The sequence below is a fragment of the Leucobacter chinensis genome (assembly GCF_019049105.1).
Taxonomy (GTDB): domain Bacteria; phylum Actinomycetota; class Actinomycetes; order Actinomycetales; family Microbacteriaceae; genus Leucobacter_A; species Leucobacter_A chinensis.
Map to the genome: position 1 here is coordinate 1 of NZ_JAHQZR010000002.1, position 19,143 is coordinate 19,143.

The window sequence follows — 19,143 nt, forward strand, 5'->3', positions numbered from 1 at the left end:
GGCGTTGTTGGTCACGTCGGCCTTGTCGGCTTGGTCGCTCTCGGTAGTCGCGTCGGTTTTGGTGACCGCGTTGGCCTCGCGCTCGGCGAGTGAGACGAGCACGATGGTCGCAATGAGTGCTGCGACCGAACTGACGACGCCAAGCGCGATTGCGATGATGGCTGCCCAACCTGAAACGAGCGCCAAGGCAAGCCACGGAGCGAACACCCCGAGGGATGCTCCAATCGAGGCGATGCGCACCCGGTCATCTGAGGAGCGGGTGAGGTTTCTGTCGCGAGCGTACAGCGCGATGAAGGCTCCCACCGTGGCGCACACCCACAGCACGACAGATGCGAAGAAAGCGGTCGTTACGACCGCAACCCAGCCGTTGCTCTCGAGGACCACTAGGTCGGCGAGACAGAGTTGGATGATGAGGCCGAGGGGAAGGGCAATGGTCAATCCCGCGATAGCGGTTTTCCAGTATCTCGCCCAGAGCTTCATGGCTCTGACCCTAGCAGCGGTGGGTGGGGTAGCGGGAGCCCTCGGGGCGGGACATGACGCGAATGACACTGGTGCAAGTGTGTGGCGAACCTTGGCGTTGCGGGAGGGTTTGCCCCAGAAACAGAAACGGCCCATGATCCGAAGACCAGGGGCCGTTCACTCGCGTGCGCGAAGGGGGACTTGAACCCCCACGCCCGATATATGGGCACTAGCACCTCAAGCTAGCGCGTCTACCAATTCCGCCACCCGCGCGAGTAATGTGTGCTGCCAGATCATCCGGGCAACAGGTATTTATCTTACACGTAAATGGCCTGCGAAAAAACAACACACCGTGTCGCGCGAAAAGAAAGTGTTCGTGTTGGGTGCCGCGCCCCCTTGGTTTTCGGGTACGGCGCCCGTTCGGGCCCGCGTCCCATACCAACTCGCCCGGTCACCCGGGATTGTCACCCGGGATCGTCACCCGGGATCGTCACCCGGGATCGTCACCCGGGATCGTCACCCGGGATCGTCGAAAGGTCAAAAAGTGTCGATTTTGCCGGAAATTTCGACACTTTTTGACCTTTCGACGATGGGAGGGGGCGCTGGGAGGGGGGCGCGGTCGGAGGACACGGGGTTGCCCAAGAAGGGGGCCGAGGGCGGCACAAATAAAATAACCCCCGGTCCGAAGACCGAGGGCTATTTACTCACGTGCGCGAAGGGGGACTTGAACCCCCACGCCCGATATATGGGCACTAGCACCTCAAGCTAGCGCGTCTACCAATTCCGCCACCCGCGCGAGTAATGTTCGCTGCCTGGCCGTTCAGGCAACAGAGAATAACTTAACACAGATTTCAGTGACGCGCTAATCGAGAAGCACATCGATTTCAGCTAGCCTGGTTTTATGACTGAAACGCTCACCGATGTGCCCCTCGAATCGCTCTCTGAAACGGTGCGTATCGCCCGTGATCTCATCATGATTGACACTTCAAATAGGGGCGGGGGAGACGCTGAGCCTGAGGCCCCAGCAGCCGAATACGTCAGCCACTATCTGCGTGATCTGGGGCTCGATCCCGTGACGATCGAATCGGCACCAGGGCGTGCGAGCGTTGTGGCACGCGTCGAGGGCGAGAACCCTGAGCTGCCAGCGCTCGTGCTGCACGGTCACCTCGACGTGGTTCCAGCCGACCCAGCGAACTGGAGCGTTGATCCTTTCGCGGGAGTTATTCGCGACGGCATGCTGTGGGGGCGTGGCGCGGTCGATATGAAGAACATGGACGCGATGATCATGACCGCGATCGCCGAGCTCTTGCGGGCTGGCGAGCGGCCACGCCGCACCGTCATTCTGGCGTTCTTCGCTGACGAAGAGAACGGTGGCATTTTTGGCGCGCACTACCTCGTCGCGAAACACCCCGAGCTCTTCGTAGGAGCGGGCACCGCGATTAGCGAGGTCGGCGGCTATTCGGTGCACTTCGGCGACACCCGCGCGTACCTCGTGCAAACGGGCGAAAAATCACTCGACTGGATCAAGCTGCGCGCCCGTGGGCTGGCACAGCACGGCTCGAGCATTCCGGCCGATAACCCCCTCACCAAACTTGCCGAGGGGCTCGTTCGTCTCGGCCGACACGAGTGGCCGATCGCGCTCTGCGACACGACGAGCGATCTGCTTGAGCGCATCGCAGACCTCGTGGGCGCGCCAGCCGACACCGATCCGCGTGAGCTCGTGGCCCGGGCCGGGCTCGGTTCGGGCTTCCTGCGTTCGAGCATCACGACGACCGCGAACGCAACGGTGCTCGACGCCGGCTACAAGCACAACGTCATTCCTGACACGGCCGAGGCGCTCGTTGATGTGCGCTCACTGCCGAAGGATCAGCCGACGATTCTCGCGAAGATTCAGGAGATCATCGGGCCCGACATCGAGATCGAAACGGTGCACAGCGATGTTGGCCTCGAGGTTCCGTTCGAGGGCGAGCTCGTTGACGCGATGATCGCGAGCCTGAAAAAGTATGACCCCGAGGCGCGCGTGCTCCCGTACCTGCTCTCTGGCGGCACCGACAATAAGGCGCTCAGCAGGCTCGGCATTCGCGGCTTTGGATTTGCGCCGCTCAAGCTGCCCGCTGACCTCGATTTTCCCGGCATGTTCCACGGCGTCGACGAGCGTGTACCGCTCGAAGCCATCGACTTCGGGCACAGCGTGCTCGTCGATTTGCTCAAGACTTATTAAGCAGTGCCTGCGGTAGGGTAAAGGTTTGCCGCCCGCGCCTCCGCGGGCTTACGTGTGTGAAGGGAAGCTAGGACGAAATGAGAACGTGGACGCCCCCCGAGATTCCAGAGGTAGAGGGCAACGCCCCGACCCTGAAACTGTTCAACACGGCCACGAATAAACAACAGTTCGTCTCGGTCGAAGAGGGAGTCGCGACGCTGTATGTGTGCGGCATCACCCCGTACGACGCGACGCACATTGGTCATGCTTTCACCTACCTCGCGTTCGATCTCATGCAGCGCGCATGGCTCGACGGCGGAGTGCGTACCGAGTACGCGCAAAACATTACCGACGTCGATGATCCGCTGCTTGAGCGTGCGAACGCGACCGGGGTCGACTGGCGCGACCTCGCCGCAAACCAGATTGCGCTGTACCGCTCTGACATGCATCGTCTCGGCATGATTCCGCCCGAGCACTTCGTCGCGGTGACCGAGCGCATCGACGAGATTGCCGAAGCCGTGCACAAGCTGCACCAGCTCGGCTTCGCATACAAGGTGCCCTCGCCCGACGGCGCGGCCGACATCTACTTCGACACGCAAAAGGCCTCGGGCTCGTCTGAATGGCAGCTCGGCGATATCTCGCAGTACGACCGTGACCTCATGCTCTTGCTCTCGAAGGAGCGAGGCGGCGATCCAGAGCGCGCGGGCAAGCGCGATCCGCTCGATCCGCTGCTCTGGCGCGGCAAGCGCGAGGGAGAGCCGAGCTGGGAGACCGTCGTTGGTGAGGGGCGCCCCGGTTGGCACATCGAGTGCTCTGAGATCGCGGTTTCGGCGCTCGGTTCGGCGTTCACCGTGCAGGGTGGTGGCGAAGACCTGAGGTTCCCGCACCACGAGTTCAGCGCCGCTCACGCGACCGCGCTCACGAACATGCCCATGGCGCACCACTACTGTCATGTCGCTCTCGTCTCGTACCAGGGCCACAAGATGTCGAAGTCGCGTGGCAACCTCGTCTTCGTCTCTGAGCTGCTCGACTCGGGAGTCGCACCCGGCGTGCTCCGCCTTGCGTTGCTTGCCCACCACTACCGAACCGAGTGGGAGTGGTTTGACGCCGATCTCGACCTTGCGAAGCGACGCATCGCTGCGTGGCAGACGGGCTTCAGCAGGCAGAGCGACGATCCGCTTTCGGCGAAGACCGTCGTGAATCAGTTGCGTCAGGAGATCGCGAACGATCTCAACACGCCAGTCATGCTCGCGACGCTCGACGCTGCGTGGGATCGCGGTGTCGATGACCCGCAGCTGCTCGCCGACGCGACCGAGGCTCTGCTCGGGGTCACGGTGCGCCCGCTCGAAGCGGGGCAGAACCGCTAGCGGTCTGAATCGTCGCCTTCGCTGCCCTCGTCGGGCTTGTCGCGGTGATCGGCTGATTGCTGATCATCGCCTGGCTCGTCGTGGGGCAGCTGCAAGAATTTTTCGAACTCGTGCGCGATCGCCTCGCCGGTCGATCCTGGCCCTTCGACGCTGTCACGCGCCTCTTCGAGTCGCTCGATGTACCGGGTCATCTCATCGTCTTGACTCGCGAGATGGTTAATGCTGTCTTCCCACGTGCTGGCCTCGTCGAGGAGTTCGCCACGGGGCACGACGATGTCGAGCAGCTCTTCGCAGCGGTCGATGATCGCGAGCGTGGCCTTGGGCGAAGGCGCACTGTGCACGTAGTGCGGCACCTGCGCCCAGAGCGAAACGCTCGGAATGTCTGCCGCTGTGAGGTGGTGATTGAGCACCCCGGTAATGCCGATGGGGCCCTCGTAGTTGTTGTCTTCTGCCTCAAATTCTGAGCGGATCTCTGGGTCTTCGCTGGTCACGCGAACCTGAATCGGGCGCGTGTGCGGTGCATCAGAGAACATCGACCCGAGGAAGACGACGAGGTCGATTTGCCACACGTCGATGAGCTCGAGCACCTCGTCGGCGTAGCTGAGCCAGTGGTGGGCGGGTTCGGTCGCGTCGAGCAGGAAGATGTTGTTGACGGGAACGCCCTGCAGGTTCGTGACGGTCGCTGGTGCGGGGTTTGCGTCGTCGGCCTCGGCTGGAGAGAGAGACTCGGCTGGAGAGAGAGACTCGGCTGGAGATAGCGGCTCGGCTGGAGAAATGGCCTCGGCCCCCTCGGGGAACGGCGCAGACTCAGCCGCGTGATCCGCAAGCCGTATCTCGGTTTCGGGCAGCTGCGGGTTCTTTTCTGGCTGTACGAGCGGCGCATAAAGTTGCGCGTCGGGCCACTCGATCATGCGCTCGCCCGTGGGAAGCTTCGTGACGGTGGGGCGGTACATTTGCAGGTCGATGTAGCCCTCGGCACTGATCGTGTGCACGGGCTCGAGTTTGAGATACGACTGGAGATGCTTCAGCGCGTGAGTCGCTGCGTTGCCAGCATCGCTCCACCCGTTGAACGCGACGACGAGAATGCGAGGGTCGTCGCTTGCCGAGTTCTCAGAAATGTCCATCATTCAAGACTACCCCCTCGGTTGGCGGTATCATCTGAGCAATGACTCTTGACGCACCCGCCGCGATTCTTTGGGATATGGACGGCACGATAGTGAACACCGAGCCCGCCTGGGTTCGTGCCGAGCACGAACTCCTGAACGCTTGGGGTGCGAAGAAGCATCCGAGCGATGACGACGACTGGGTAGGCATTGGGCTCTGGAGACTGGCCGCGATCTTTCAAGAGCGCGGGGTCGACCTCGATGCTGACACGATCGTGCGCACGCTCACCGCGTCGGTGAATGCCGAACTCTTCGCCGGTGAACTTGACTGGATGCCTGGCGCCCGCGAGCTTGCCGCTGACGCCGCGCGTGTGGGCATCCCGAACGTGCTCGTCACCATGGCGACGCGCGAGCAAGCGACCCAGGTGATTGCTCGGCTGCCAGAGGGTACGTTCTCGGGCATCATCGCGGGCGATGACGTCTCCGAGCCGAAGCCTCACCCCGAGCCCTACGAACGGGGCGCGGCGCTTCTGGGGCTTGAGCCTTCGCAGTGCGTTGCGATCGAAGACTCGGTCACGGGAGCAACCTCAGCGAGTAGGGCAGGGGCTTTCGTTATTGGCGTGCCAAATCTTGTTGACCTCAGCGAAGCGCCGGTTCACCACACCGTGAAATCGCTCGAAGCGCTCGATGCCCGCAAGATCGTTACACTGTTTCAGACGAAGGGAACGAATTGACTGAGCAGGCGACGAACGCAATGCCGCAGATGAGCGGTCCATTTACCGAGGGTGACAGAGTGCAGCTCACAGGCCCAAAGGGGCGCATGAACACCGTGACGCTCGAGGCGGGCGGTGCGTTTCATAGCCACCACGGTATGCTGAGCCACGACGAGATCATCGGCCTGCCAGACGGATCGGTCATCACGAACTCTGCCGGCGAGGAGTATCTCGCGTTGCGCCCACTGCTGAGCGACTTTGTCATGTCGATGCCGCGTGGCGCCGCGATCGTCTACCCGAAAGACGCGGCCCAAATCGTTTCTCTCTGCGATATCTTTCCCGGCGCAACCGTCGTTGAGGCCGGCGTTGGTTCTGGCGCGCTGTCACTGCATCTCTTGCGTGCGATTGGCGACGAAGGGTCGTTGTTCTCGTTCGAGCGGCGTGAGGAGTTCGCCGACATCGCGACCGCGAACGTGGCGGCCTTTCACGGTAAAGACCCCGAGAACTGGACCGTCACGGTGGGCGACTTGCAAGAGGCGCTGCCCGCGACCTGTGCCCCAGGAAGCGTCGATCGCGTCGTGCTCGACATGCTTGCCCCCTGGGAATGCATCGATATGGCTGCCGACGCGCTGAAGCCTGGCGGGGTCATCATTTGCTACGTGGCAACCGTGACACAGCTCTCACGCGTCGTTGAAGAGACTCGTGCGACGGGCCGCTTCACGCACCCGAAGCCATCAGAAACCCTCGTGCGAGGCTGGCACGTCGAGGGGCTCGCGGTGCGCCCTGACCACCGGATGGTCGGTCATACCGGTTTTCTGGTCACCGCGCGGCGCCTCGCAGACGGCGCGGTTTTGCCAGACCTCAAGCGCCGCGCCTCGAAGAGTGACTTCAGTGATGAAGACGTTGAGGCTTGGACCCCAGGTCACATTGGGCAGCGCGAGAAGAGCGATAAGATTCTTCGCAAAAAGGCCCGCGAGGCGGGTCGCATTCGCGATGCCAAGCTCAGCAATCTACCTGACTGAGTGACATAGAATATGAAGCGGTTCACCACTGACGCGCGAGTCGCGGCTCGAAAGGATTTCATGCGTACCACCAAGGCTCAGATCGCCCTCGCAGGGGCCGCACTTCTCGGGGCTGGTTTGCTTACCGGCTGCTCGCAGCAGGCCTCGGCCGCCGAAACCTGTGAGGCTCCGTACGCATCGGGAGCACTCTCAAAGAATGTTTCGGTGCTTGGCGATTTCGGCTCTGACCCCGTGGTGAACGTACCCGAGGGCTTCACCTATAGCTCGGCTCAGTCGTACACGGTGCATAAGGCCAAGAACCGTGAGAACGCAGTCACCGAACCTTCGTTCGTTTCGCTGAACTATGCGGTGTTTGAAGCGGGCAATCCTGAGCCGCTCATGAAGAGCCAGTCGTTCACCGATGACCGCGGCTACGAGCTGATGGCGGTTGTGCCCGATGCCGAGCAGGCGGTTCTGCCAGGCGGACTCATCTGCGCGGCCCCAGGTGACCGTGTCGTCCTGACGCTCTCACCAGAAGAGGCCGAGATGCTTTCGGGCGGTCAGACTGGTCAGGCGGGCAACCCCGATGCGGCGTACGCTGTGCTCGTTGACGTGCATGACGTTCAGCCCATCGCGCTCGATGGCAAAGCAAAAGACCTGCCCGCAGGGTTCCCCGGAGTCGTCTCGAACGCTGACGGTCAGCCCGGTGTCATCGCAACGCCTGCAGAAGCGCCTACCGAGGTGCGCAAGGCGACTCGCATCGAGGGTGACGGTGAAGAGATCACCGCAGAAACCTCGGCTGTCGTCAACATGATGCAGGTGACGTGGGACGGTTGGCGTGATGAGGGCGGATCGCGAACTCGTACCCCGCTCGTCAATACCTTCGCCGAGCAGGGACCGGTTGAGATCGGTTCTGAAGCACAGAACCAGGAGCCCGTTCGTGCGGCATTGACCGGAGCGAAGGTCGGCTCACAGGTCGTCGTTATCGTTCCCGATGACGAGTACGGCGCAACCATTTACGTCGTCGATATTCTTTCAGGGGTTTAGTCAAGGAGGGCGTTTTCGTGGCTGAGGCAAGCGCTGAGCAGCGTGTGTTGAGTCTGATTCTCGCTCTCTTAACCACGGGCGATCGCGGGTCGACAAAGCAGGCGCTGCTCTCGACGGTGTACGGCTACGCCGAGAGCTACCGACGGGGCGGCGATAACGCCTCGCTTGAACGAAAGTTCGAACGAGATAAAGATCAGCTTCGCGATCTCGGGATTCCACTCGAGACGTTCACACCCTACGATTCGAGCGGTAACAACCAAGAAACGCACTACCGCATTCGCAAGCAGGTGCTTCAGATTCCTGACACCCTGACCTTTAGTGACGACGAGCTGCGCATGCTCAACGCTGCGGCCCTCGTGTGGCAAGAGGGCAGCCTGAGCGTTGAATCGCGCAGGGCGATCATGAAGCTGGGCTCGCTCTCGGGCCCGCTCGTGAACGAGCCAGTGACGGTTGGGCCGGTGTTGACGATCGCCGAGCCCTCGGTTGCGGGCGTTCGCGAGGCGATGGTCGCCGGGCGAGACATCGCGTTCATGTACCGCAAGCCCGGCGAAGCGGGGAAGCAGCGAACGGTGGCGCCGCTGAGGCTGCACCGCGCCGACCGGCGATGGCACCTCATCGCCTATGACCACGATCGTGATGACTACCGAACCTTCCTGCTTTCACGGATCGTGGGCGAGGTCACCATACTGCCGAACTCCTTTGACGAGGCGCTCGGCGAGGGCGCTTCAGCCGTTGAGCGCGAACTCGCAGAGCTCGAGGCGTCACGAGAAGCAACGCTCGTCGTGACGCCAGGATCACGGGCCGACCACGCACTAAGCGCCCGTGCCGTACGTCGCGACGAGGCCACCGGCTCGCTCACGCTCAACACCCTCGATTACGTTGCCCTTGCCGAAGAACTCATTGGGTATGGAGCCGACGTGAGTGTGGTCGAACCGAGCGATCTTATCGAGCATGTGCAACGGCTGGCATCGGCGGTCGCTACGCTTCACGGGGGGAACGCATCGTGACGAACACCGCATGGACCACCCCAGAGAAGGTTTCGCTGCTGCTGAACCTCATCGCGTATCTCAGGGCGAACGGCCCGACCGAGCTCAGCGACCTCGCGCAGCACTTCGGTGTGCCTGAGAAGCAGGTGCGGAGGCTCGTCGAGTTCATCGGCACCGCGGGAGTGCCCGGTGAATCGGCGACCTACCAGCACCAGGATCTCTACGACCTTGATTGGGACGCTCTTGAACTCGACGGCATTGTGCACCTGAAACACGTCGTAGGCGTTGATGGAACGCCACGATTCACCTCGACGCAGGCATCTGCGATTTTGGCAGGCCTGCACTCGATGAAGGCGCTGCTCACGCCAGAGCAGCGTACCGTTGCCAGTTCTGCGGAGGCAAAACTGCGGCTCGCGACCACCGCCGAGCCGACGACGCTCTCGGTGAGCACCGGCGATGATCCGCTTGCTGATCGGCTCGCGGTCGCCGACGAAGCGATCGCGGCTGGCAAACAGCTCACGTTTTCGTACCGTGGCGCAAATGATATTGCATCTGAACGCGTTGTCGACGTACATCGACTGTTCCAACTGCAGGGCGCATGGTGTTTCGAGGGCTGGTGCCACGACCGTGAGGCAATGCGCACATTTCGCGTCGATCTTGCGAGGGGGCTTGCTGTGCTCGAGGCCGCGCAGACGCACCCGGCCGAGCACGAAAATCTCAACCGTGAGGCGAGTGAGACTGGCATCGATGCAGAGGCACTCGTTGACGAGACGGTGATGTATCGCTTGGGTCCGTGGGATCCCGAGGTGCTCGGCACCGAAGCCGACGGTAGGGCCCGCGTGCGGGTCGCGCTCATGCACGAGGCGAGGGCGATCACGCTCGTGAGCCTCGCCCCTGGCCTCATCGAACTCACGCAGCCCCCGCACCTGCGCAGACTTGTCGCTGACTGGGCCGCCCAGGCCGCTCGTGCCGCCAACGGAGCGTGGCCTCAGGCTGGCACTGCAAAAGATTCGGTACACTAAACCGGTGGCCAAAACGAAACGAAAAAGGGGGCGCGGGGAAGCCCGCATGAGCCTTGCCGAGCACTTTTTAGAGCTTCGCAAACGGCTGCTCATTTCGGCGATCGCGATCATGGTGGGCCTGGTCGCTGGGTGGTTCCTCAAGATGTATGTCTGGGACGTGCTGCGCCGGCCGATCAAAGATATCGAGGAATCGACCGGAAGGCTCGCCGCGATCAACTACGGTGACGTGACGAGCGCCTTCGACCTACAGGTGCAGATCGCGCTTTTCATCGCGGTCATCATTGCCTCACCGGTGTGGCTCTATCAGATCTGGGCGTTCTTCGCGCCAGGTCTCACCAAACGTGAGAAGCTCTACACCGTGGGCTTCTTCGGCTCGGCCATTCCGCTCTTTCTCGCTGGCATTTACGCGGGCTGGCTCGTGTTCCCGAACATTGTGCGCCTGCTCATCAGCTTTGCGCCCGCCGAAGATCCCGCGCTGTTGACGGCGCGATCGTACCTTGACCTTGCTTTCAAGCTCATGCTCGCGGTGGGTATTGGTTTCGTCATGCCCGTGTTCATCGTGCTCCTGAACTTCATTGGCGTGTTTTCGGCCAAGTCGATCATTAAGTCGTGGCGAGTCGCGATTCTCGCGATCATTCTCTTCGCCGGTATCACGACGCCGGCCGCCGACCTCGTGAGCATGTTCTTGCTCGCTGTTCCCATGATCTTGCTGTACTTTATCGCTGCGTTGATCGCGTACATTCACGATCGAAGGCACGAGAAGCGCATGACCGAAGAGTTTGCCGAGTACGACCTATGACTGAACCATTGAGCCAAGACCTCACCGAGTTCCAAGAACGACTGAAGTACCCGCTCGATGCCTTCCAGCTCGCCGCTTGCGAGTCGCTCGACCGCGGCAAGAGCGTGCTCGTCGCGGCGCCGACCGGTGCCGGTAAAACGACCATCGCCGAGTTCGCGATCTGGCTTGCTCGGGGCAGGGAACAGGGGCGCGTGTTCTATACCGCCCCGATTAAGGCGCTGTCGAACCAGAAATTCCATGAGCTTCGTGCCGAGTACGGCGACGACGAGGTAGGCCTGCTCACGGGCGACACGAATCTGCGCGGCAACGCGCCCATTACGGTCATGACGACCGAGGTGCTGCGCAACATGATCTATGAGGGATCGAAAGACCTCGACGATCTCGCATACGTGATTCTCGATGAGGTGCACTACCTCGCCGACCGTTTTCGTGGCGCGGTATGGGAAGAGGTCATTTTGCACCTGCCCTCGCACGTGAAGCTGGTCTCGCTCTCGGCGACGGTTTCGAACGCCGAAGAGTTTGGCGACTGGTTGCACACCGTGCGCGGTAACACCGAGGTCATCGTGTCTGAACACCGGCCCGTTCCGCTCTTTCAGCACGTCATGGTCAAAGACACGATGTACCCGCTCTTTGTCGACCGCGACGGCGAGCTCGCCCAACGTGGAAAGCTCAACCGTGAGCTCGTGCGCATGGAACGTGGCAGCGAAAGCGATCGTCGTGGGGGAGGCCGGGGCGGTTTCACGAGGCGCAACCGTATTCAGCACGGCAGGCTCGCCCACATGCTCGATGAGGCAAAACTCTTGCCGGGCATCGTCTTCATCTTCAGCCGCAAAGGCTGCGACATGGCGGTCATGCGCTGTCTACAAGACGGCGTGAGGCTCACGACGAAGGAGGAGCGCGACGCGATCCGCCGCATCGTCAAGCACGAGCTGCGTGGCTTCTCGCGCGACGATCTCGCGGTGCTCGGATACAACGCTTGGCTCTCTGGCCTTGAGCGTGGCGTCGCAGCGCACCACGCGGGGCTCATTCCGCAATTTAAGTCGATCGTTGAAACACTTTTCCAGTCGCGGCTCGTAAAGCTCGTCTTTGCGACCGAGACCCTCGCGCTCGGTATCAATATGCCGGCGAAGAGCGTCACGATCGAGCAGCTCGACAAGTTCAACGGCGAGACGCGCGTTCCACTCACACCGGGTGAGTACACGCAGCTCACGGGGCGTGCAGGCCGACGCGGCATCGACACCGAGGGCCACGCGATCATCTCGTGGGAGAGCAGGCAAGACCTCGACGTGATCGCGGGTCTCGCTTCGAAGCGCCTCTACCCACTGAAGTCGAGCTTTCGGCCCACCTACAACATGGCGGTCAACCTGCTCGAACGCGACACGGTCGAACAGGTGCGCGAGACACTGGAGCGCTCGTTCGCGCAGTTCCAGGCCGACAAAGATATGGTGACCCTCGCGCAAGCGGCGCAGGACCAGCAGAAGTCGCTCGCGGGCTACGAGCGGGCGATGCAGCGGGCCAAGGGTGCCGACCGAGAACGGTGGAAGCGCCGTTATGCGAAACTCAAGCGTGAGACCGACCGCAAGGTGCGCCAGGTGAGCCGCCGAACGAGCACGATTGCACGGGTGTTCGACCGTGTGACCCTCGTGCTCGAGAGCCTCGGCTATCTCGCCGACACGGGCGAAACACTGAAGCCGACGCAGCACGGCGAGCTGTTACGTCGCCTCTATGGCGAGCGCGACCTGCTCGTTGCCGAGTGCCTGCGCTATGGCGTGTGGAACGCGCTCACGCCGCCGCAGCTCGCCTCACTCGCCGCAGGCGTCGTGTACGAGCCGCGCCGCGAAGACGAGGGATGGGAGCCGCGCATTCCTGGTGAGGCCCTGCGCAACGCCTATGCTGACACGCTCGATCACTGGGCGAGGCTCGACGGCCTCGAAGAGCAGCATCACTTGCCGCTGAAAGAGCGACCGCACCCTGGCCTCATGCAGGCCATGCATGTCTGGGCCTCGGGTCGCACGATGGAAGAGACGCTCGAGCGCACCCACCTGATCCCTGGTGACATGGTTCGCGTGACGAAACAGACCATCGACCTGCTCGATCAGATTGCCGGCCTCGATCACCCGCTCGCAGAGCGCGCACGCGAAGCCAGAAACCTCATCGACCGGGGCATCATCGCCTCGTCAAAGGCCACGGCGTGACCGAAAAGCCCACCCTTCGCCGGGTACCGCTCATCTTTGCCGCGCCACTCGCGGCCCTGGGCGGGCTGCTCGTCATGCTCGCTTACCCTGGCCAATCGTTGTGGATCAGCGCCTTCGCAGGCGTACTCGCGATTCTCACCGCCCTCTGGAATCAGAAGGGTCGCCACGGGCTGTGGCTCGGCCTCATCGCCGGAGCAGCCCTGTGGCTGCCGCTCATCGATTGGCTCACACTGTACCTGGGGCTTATTCCCTGGGCGGCGCTGAGCGGTGCGATGGTGCTCTGGTTCGTGCTCATGGGAGGAGCGATCTCGCGGGTCACGAGCAGTCTTTCGCAACGCGGCTTTAGCGTGCTCATTACGGTGACGCTGCAGGTGGTGAGCGTTGCCGGTCTCTGGGTCGCTCGCGAAGGTGTGCAGTCGACCTTTCCGTACGGCGGCTTCGCGTGGGGCCGCCTCGCGCACACGCAAGCAGAGGGGCCGTTGCTCTCGCTCGTCTCGTATCTCGGCTTTGCCGGGCTCACCGGGCTTATCGTCATGCTCATGGCGGTTCCCGTAGCGGTGTTCTTCGCGAAGCCCCGCGTTTTCCATGCTCCCGTGTCTCTCGTGGCCGTGGCGGCCACCATTGGTGTGGCATCGTTCGTGCCGCTAGCCGCGCTTGAGGTGACCGACACGGCGCGCATCGTGGGCATTCAGGGCAATTCCCGCTCAGGCGTGTTCGACGACCGTGAGAACGGCGACGTCATCGCCGATCACATTCGTGAGACGCAGCGTTGGCTTGACGGCTCGAACGAGCCGGTTGACGCGGTGGTGTGGCCCGAGAACAGCGCTGAATACGGACTCATCGACAACCCCCGAAACCTGCAGCGCGTTCGCGCTCTTGCACGCCTCGCTGATGCACCGATTGTCACTGGAACGATTCTCGGTGAGGGGCCAGAGGGTGAGCGTACCTACACGAACTCGTCGCTCGTCGTTGAACCTGACTCGCGAGCCATGCCACGGTTCGACAAACGTCACCCCGTACCCTTCGCCGAATACATGCCGAACCGGGCGTTTTATCACGCGATCGTTCCCGACCTCGTCGATATGGTGCAGCTCGAATATCAGCATGGTGCAACCGAAACGGTGTTGCCCGTGGGGCAGCTGCAGGCAGGCATCGCGATCTGTTTTGACATTGTCTTTGACGACATGGCACGAATGATGGTGGGCGAGGGAGCCCAGGTCATCTTCGCGCAAACGAACAACGCTGACTTCGGCACGACCGACCAGAGCGAGCAGCAGGTGTTTATTGCACGCCTGCGTGCCGTTGAGACGGGACGCGCCATCGTGAACATCTCGACCGTCGCGACGAGCGAGATCATCGCGCCCGACGGCAGCGTCTTGGCATCGGTCGAGCCCTGGCAGCCCGGTGCGATGGAGGCCGAGGTCCCGCTTGTAACCGGCACGACCCCCGCCGTGCGCTTCGGCACACCCATCGCCGGCCTGCTCATCGCCCTTGGCATGCTCTCGCTGGCATGCACGCTGGTACGATTGAAGAATTCGAAATAACCTCAGGAGACAACTGTGACTAACCCTCTCGCGCCTGGCCAGCTCGCCGGTAAAAACGTTCTTGTAACCGGTTCATCGCGTGGCATCGGCGCCGACACGACCACCTACTTTGCCGAGGCCGGCGCGAACGTGGTCATAAACTACCGCAACAAAGCAGCCCGCGCAGAGAAGCTCGCAACGGGCCTTCGCGAGAAGGGCGTCGAGGCGCTCGTCATTGGTGCCGATCTCACTGACCCCGAGTCGGTTGGCGGCATGATGGCCGAGGTTAAGGCTCAGTACGGTCAGCTTGACGTGCTCGTGCTCAACGCATCAGGCGGCATGGAGGGCGGCATGGCTGAAGACTATGCACTGAAGCTCAACCGCGACGCACAGCTCGCAATGCTCGACGCGGCACTGCCGCTCATGCAAGAGGGTTCACGTGTCGTGTTCGTGACGAGCCACCAGGCACACTTCATTCACACGACTCCGACGATGCCCGAGTACGAGCCCGTCGCGCTCTCGAAGCGTGCCGGCGAAGACGCGCTGCGCGAGCGCATTCCCGGTCTCACCGAGCGCGGCATCGAGTTCGTTGTTGTCTCAGGCGACATGATCGAGGGTACGATCACCGCGACCCTGCTCGAGCGTTCAAACCCGGGTGCGATCTCTGAGCGCCGCGAGTCGGCTGGCAAGCTCTACAACGTTGCCGAGTTCGCCGCCGAGGTCGCTCTCGCGGCCGTTGAGCCCATCGCCGAGAACAACACCCGCTACGTCGGCGACATCTCGGGCTTCGCTCCCGTCGCGAAGTAGCCTCGTGCAGCCCGCAGCGCTGAACCGTCTTCGCGAAGACCTTCTGCGGTCTTCGTACACGACAGAGCAGTTCGAAGCGTTTGTCGCTGCCGACGCTCGCGAAGCGTTGCGCAGGGGAGTCGTTTTTCCTGCGCAGCGCGAACTCGCAGATCGCGAGCGTGCGGGTCAGATCGATGCCGCGACGCTCACACTCATGCGTTTATTCGCGCTTGGGCTCGACGTACCGCGCACTGAAGCTTCACAGGCTTTCGCTTCACTCGGGCTTGAGGGAGCTGAGAGGCTCGGGCTTGTGAGCACCGGTCACAACGACTCAACCGTACGTGCTGCCCTGAGCCTGACCCCCTTCGAATCATGGTTTATTCTTTCCGATCTTGACGACCATCTGCGACAGGCCGAAGCTCGTTCCGACCACGTCATGGGTGTTGGGGGCGCGACTCGCTCGCTCATTGAAGCCATCCCGCAAAATCCCGTTGCCCGGGCGCTTGAGATCGGCACCGGTTGCGGAGTTGTGGCCCTCATGGTGGCTCAGTACGCAGACCACGTCGTCGCAACCGACGTCTCAGAGCGTGCCATTATGTTTGCTCGCGCTAATGCGGTGCTCAATGAGGTCGAAAACATCGAGCTACGCCTCGGCGATCTCTTCGTCCCGGTCACGGGCGAAACCTTCGATCTCGTGGTCACCAACCCGCCATTCGTGATCTCGCCACAACACGAAGATGCGGCGAAACAGTTTGTCTACCGCTCGTCAAACGAACCGGGTGATCGGCTGCTCAGGCGGCTGCTCGCTGAGGTTCCTGCCGTGCTCAACGAAGGTGCATACCTCGTCACCCTCGCGAACTGGGAGTTCGTGTGGGGCGGCGAAGACGGTGAGCAGGCGCTCGCCTCGCTCGTTCCTGAGGCGGGTGACACCTGCTCGGCATGGCTCATCGAGCGCGGCAGGCAGACCCCGCTCGAGTACGCCTCGCTGTGGTTGCGCGACGGCGGGCTGCGCGAGCACGAGACTCGATACCACACCCGTTTATCAGAGTGGATCGCCGATCTCGCCAGCCGTAACGTTTCACGAGTGTGCTTTGGTTACGTGATGTTGCGCATGGTGGCAAGCGGCGAACGCGCGTTCGTGCACGCTGAGCGCGTCGCGGGGCAGCTGGGCGGCGAGACGCATTTTGGTTCGGCTTGGTCTGCAGCCTTCGCTGAGCACGCAGCCGCGACGCAACTGAGCGACGACGCACTGCTCGATAAGCACTACTCGCTTTGCGATGGTGTTGAAGAGGTGCGCACGCTTGTGCCTGGCACCGAAGAAATCACGAGCATCTCATTTGTGTTGCGTGACGGTATCGAACGCTTCGAGTCGGTCGACACCTTCACGAGCGCAATGCTGGGAGCCTGCGATGGCGACCTCACGCTCGGTGAAATTGCCGGTGCTCTCGCCGAGTTACTCGGTGTCGCGACCGATGACGCACGTCTCGAAGCGGCAAGAGTAGCGCGAGACTTCATTGCGCGGGGTCTCCTCGAAGCCTCGGCCCCTCAGCACCAGCTAGAATTGACGTAACGAGAGAGGTCGCTCATGGGGTAGGGTGTTCGCATTCGTGAGACGGTACCCTCTGCGTGAGCGCCGACCTCGGTGAAGTCGTACCCTGAAACCCAAGGAGCACCCTGTGCACTGTCCGTTCTGTCGCAACTCAGACTCGCGCGTTATCGATTCACGCACCTCTGATGATGGCGCTTCGATTCGTCGCCGTAGGCAGTGCCCGAAGTGCGGCGGGCGGTTCAACACGCTCGAGTCGGCCAGCCTCATGGTGATTAAGCGCAGTGGGGTCATTGAGGCCTTCAGCCGCGACAAGGTCGTAACGGGCGTGCGTAAGGCGTGTCAGGGAAGGCCCGTCACCGACACCGACCTCGCAAAGCTCGCGCAAAACGTTGAAGAAAACCTGCGACAGAGCGGAAGCTCACAGTTCGACGCCAACGATATCGGTCTCGCAGTACTGCCACACTTGCGTACCCTTGACGAAGTCGCGTATCTCCGCTTCGCGAGTGTCTACCAGGGTTTTGATTCGCTCGATGACTTCGAGGCAGCGATCGCCGACCTTCGTCAAACCACCTCAGAAAGCTAAGCCATGCGCCTGTACCCGACACTGTTCAAGCACGTCTTCTGCCGTATGGACCCTGAGACGGCGCACCACCTCGCATTCGCGGCGATTAAGGTGTTCGGCGTCTTCCGTTCGCCCGTGCGTTGGCTCTGCAAGCCTGACTCGAGCCTCAAGGTCGAAACCCTCGGCCTCACCTTTGAGAGTCCATTCGGTATCGCTGCCGGCTTCGATAAAAACGCCGAGGGCATTGACGGCCTTGGTGCCATCGGCTTCGGACACGTTGAGATCGGCACGGTGACCCCGGTGGGGCAGCCTGGAAACCCAAAGCCGCGCCTCTTCAGGCTCGTCGATGACCGAGGCGTCGTCAACCGGATGGGCTTCAATAATAAAGGCTCGTGGCTTGCCGAAACGCGCATCTCGCAGGCAGTCAAACGCACCAAGCGCCCAATCATCGGTGCAAACATTGGCAAGAACCGCTCAACTCCGGTCGAACAGGCGACTGACGACTACGTCATCAGCACACAGCGTCTCGCTCCCGTGGCCGACTACCTAGCAGTCAACGTGAGTTCGCCAAACACACCAGGACTCCGTGGTCTGCAAGAGCTCGAGTCTCTCGAACCATTGCTCGCAAGCGTTCTTGAACAGGCCGCGGGCACCCCGGTGCTCGTGAAAATTGCTCCCGACATGGGCGATGAACAGATTGACGCGATCGTTGACCTCATCGTCAAGCTCGGTCTCGACGGCATTATTGCGACGAACACAACCATCGCAAGGGAAGGACTCAAGGCCGCTCCGCAGGAGCTTACGCGAATCGGCGATGGCGGGCTCTCAGGAGAACCACTCGCAGAACGTGCCCTCGAGGTACTGAAGCGCATTCGCTCCCGAGCACCCGAAGAGCTCTGCGTCATCTCTGTCGGCGGCATCACCACCGCAGACGATGTCATCGAGCGGCTCGACGCGGGAGCAACCCTTGTGCAGGGATTCACCGCGTTCCTTTATGAGGGGCCGCTCTGGGCTCGAAACATTAACCGTGGTCTTCGCAAACGAGGCTGGCGGCAGCCAAGCACCAAGCGCTAGCGCAAACAACTCGGCCCCCTCGTCTCAGTGAGAGAGGGGGCCGAGTTGTTATTTGCTGAGTACGTTTACTGGAGCTTGTGGCCGCGCTTAACCTGGGCCTTTGGCATGCGCAACATGCGCATCTGCAGTGAACGCATGGCAGCGTACATCTTGGTTCCAGACTGGACCCGATCCGCACCAAATCGCTCTGCGACGAGCTTGTAGGCCTTGCGGCCGCACAACCACGCGTCAATGACCGAGAGAGCAACGTAGCCCCAGATGGCGCTCAGGAAGATGAGCTGCAGGCCGTCGTTCGGAATGAGTGTGAGCAGCAACACGACAACCATGAGCGGAATCATCCACTCACCAAAGTTCAGTCGCGAGTCGACGAAATCGCGCACCAGCTTGCGCTGCGGGCCTTGATCGCGCGCGGGGAGGTACTTCTCGTCACCCATCATCGCGCCGACACGGGCCTTCTCGCGGGCCTCGCGCTCGGCGAGCTTTGCTTGGCGCTGGGCGTCTTTGTCCATCTTGCCTGGCACCAACGGCCTTGCGTTCGCTGCCTGAGCAGCCTTTCGCGATGGGGTGGGGCGCCCCTTCGGCGCGGTCTGCTTCGACTCGCGCTGTTCTTTCTGGGTGCTTTCGCCCTTGTCAGCGGGTTCTGCCACTGTTCCTGCCTCACATATTCATTACAGAGTCGTCAAGAAATTAGTACCCGGTAAGCCTACCAAGTCTGGCATGAGCTTAAAGGTGGAGTACACTGGAAGGTGATTGCGTT

The 19,143-nt window shown here is 61.9% G+C and carries 17 protein-coding genes and 2 tRNA genes; 14 read left to right on the top strand and 5 right to left on the bottom strand.

What is annotated here, in order from left to right:
- From KTJ78_RS01930 to KTJ78_RS01940, 3 genes are all read right to left on the bottom strand, one after another.
- The coding region (locus KTJ78_RS01930; RefSeq protein ID WP_217132169.1) for a hypothetical protein at positions 1–480 on the bottom strand (480 nt) is incomplete at its 3' end.
- A gap of 165 nt (positions 481–645) precedes the next feature.
- Positions 646–732: transfer RNA gene (locus KTJ78_RS01935), tRNA-Leu, on the bottom strand.
- A gap of 436 nt (positions 733–1,168) precedes the next feature.
- Positions 1,169–1,255, bottom strand: a tRNA-Leu gene (locus tag KTJ78_RS01940).
- Positions 1,256–1,360: 105 nt separating this feature from the next.
- Between KTJ78_RS01940 and KTJ78_RS01945 the strand changes: the two genes are divergently transcribed.
- A complete protein-coding gene (locus KTJ78_RS01945; protein ID WP_217132170.1) occupies positions 1,361–2,680 on the top strand; it encodes a M20/M25/M40 family metallo-hydrolase in 1,320 nt (439 codons plus the stop codon).
- A 77-nt stretch (positions 2,681–2,757) separates the two neighbouring features.
- Positions 2,758–4,026 carry a cysteine--1-D-myo-inosityl 2-amino-2-deoxy-alpha-D-glucopyranoside ligase gene (gene mshC, locus KTJ78_RS01950; RefSeq protein WP_217132171.1) on the top strand — a complete coding sequence of 423 codons (1,269 nt, stop codon included), beginning with the start codon at positions 2,758–2,760 and terminating at the stop codon, positions 4,024–4,026.
- Here the strand turns inward: mshC and KTJ78_RS01955 are convergent.
- Positions 4,023–5,153 carry a proteasome assembly chaperone family protein gene (locus KTJ78_RS01955; RefSeq protein WP_217132172.1) on the bottom strand — a complete coding sequence of 377 codons (1,131 nt, stop codon included), beginning with the start codon at positions 5,151–5,153 and terminating at the stop codon, positions 4,023–4,025. The two genes, mshC and KTJ78_RS01955, sit on opposite strands and share 4 nt — an antisense overlap.
- Positions 5,154–5,191: 38 nt before the next feature.
- On the opposite strand from KTJ78_RS01955, the gene KTJ78_RS01960 reads away from it, so the two are divergent.
- The 12 genes from KTJ78_RS01960 (at position 5,192) to KTJ78_RS02015 (ending at position 18,386) form a co-directional block, all read left to right on the top strand.
- On the top strand, positions 5,192–5,863 hold the full coding sequence (locus tag KTJ78_RS01960; RefSeq protein WP_217132174.1) for an HAD family hydrolase: 672 nt from the start codon (positions 5,192–5,194) through the stop codon (positions 5,861–5,863).
- A 20-nt stretch (positions 5,864–5,883) separates the two neighbouring features.
- Positions 5,884–6,864, top strand: coding sequence for a tRNA (adenine-N1)-methyltransferase (locus tag KTJ78_RS01965; protein ID WP_217132679.1), 981 nt, complete (start codon positions 5,884–5,886; stop codon positions 6,862–6,864).
- A gap of 60 nt (positions 6,865–6,924) precedes the next feature.
- Positions 6,925–7,890 carry a hypothetical protein gene (locus tag KTJ78_RS01970; RefSeq protein ID WP_217132176.1) on the top strand — a complete coding sequence of 322 codons (966 nt, stop codon included), beginning with the start codon at positions 6,925–6,927 and terminating at the stop codon, positions 7,888–7,890.
- Positions 7,891–7,907: 17 nt separating this feature from the next.
- On the top strand, positions 7,908–8,897 hold the full coding sequence (locus tag KTJ78_RS13840; RefSeq protein ID WP_217132178.1) for a helix-turn-helix transcriptional regulator: 990 nt from the start codon (positions 7,908–7,910) through the stop codon (positions 8,895–8,897).
- Positions 8,894–9,898, top strand: coding sequence for a helix-turn-helix transcriptional regulator (locus KTJ78_RS01980; RefSeq protein ID WP_217132180.1), 1,005 nt, complete (start codon positions 8,894–8,896; stop codon positions 9,896–9,898). The genes KTJ78_RS13840 and KTJ78_RS01980 overlap by 4 nt, the downstream gene beginning before the upstream one ends.
- 46 nt (positions 9,899–9,944) lie before the next feature.
- Positions 9,945–10,697: a twin-arginine translocase subunit TatC gene (tatC, locus tag KTJ78_RS01985; RefSeq protein ID WP_217132181.1), complete on the top strand. Its 753-nt coding sequence runs from the start codon at positions 9,945–9,947 to the stop codon at positions 10,695–10,697.
- Positions 10,694–12,892 (top strand): DEAD/DEAH box helicase, encoded by a 2,199-nt coding sequence (locus tag KTJ78_RS01990; RefSeq protein WP_217132182.1) that lies wholly within the window; start codon positions 10,694–10,696, stop codon positions 12,890–12,892. Before tatC ends, KTJ78_RS01990 begins: the two co-directional genes overlap by 4 nt.
- Positions 12,889–14,436, top strand: a complete 1,548-nt coding sequence (lnt, locus tag KTJ78_RS01995) for an apolipoprotein N-acyltransferase (RefSeq protein WP_217132183.1) — start codon at positions 12,889–12,891, stop codon at positions 14,434–14,436. The genes KTJ78_RS01990 and lnt overlap by 4 nt, the downstream gene beginning before the upstream one ends.
- A gap of 15 nt (positions 14,437–14,451) precedes the next feature.
- Positions 14,452–15,222 carry an SDR family oxidoreductase gene (locus tag KTJ78_RS02000; protein ID WP_217132184.1) on the top strand — a complete coding sequence of 257 codons (771 nt, stop codon included), beginning with the start codon at positions 14,452–14,454 and terminating at the stop codon, positions 15,220–15,222.
- A gap of 4 nt (positions 15,223–15,226) precedes the next feature.
- Positions 15,227–16,771 carry a methyltransferase gene (locus KTJ78_RS02005; RefSeq protein WP_217132185.1) on the top strand — a complete coding sequence of 515 codons (1,545 nt, stop codon included), beginning with the start codon at positions 15,227–15,229 and terminating at the stop codon, positions 16,769–16,771.
- Between the two features lie 106 nt (positions 16,772–16,877).
- Positions 16,878–17,333: a transcriptional regulator NrdR gene (gene nrdR, locus KTJ78_RS02010; protein WP_217132186.1), complete on the top strand. Its 456-nt coding sequence runs from the start codon at positions 16,878–16,880 to the stop codon at positions 17,331–17,333.
- A 9-nt stretch (positions 17,334–17,342) separates the two neighbouring features.
- The gene (locus KTJ78_RS02015) at positions 17,343–18,386 is read left to right on the top strand and encodes a quinone-dependent dihydroorotate dehydrogenase (protein ID WP_369807960.1); all 1,044 of its coding nucleotides are present in this window, start codon (positions 17,343–17,345) and stop codon (positions 18,384–18,386) included.
- 65 nt (positions 18,387–18,451) lie between these two features.
- Here KTJ78_RS02015 and KTJ78_RS02020 read toward each other — a convergent pair whose 3' ends face one another.
- A complete protein-coding gene (locus KTJ78_RS02020) occupies positions 18,452–19,033 on the bottom strand; it encodes a DUF3043 domain-containing protein (protein ID WP_217132190.1) in 582 nt (193 codons plus the stop codon).
- Positions 19,034–19,143: the final 110 nt, after the last annotated feature.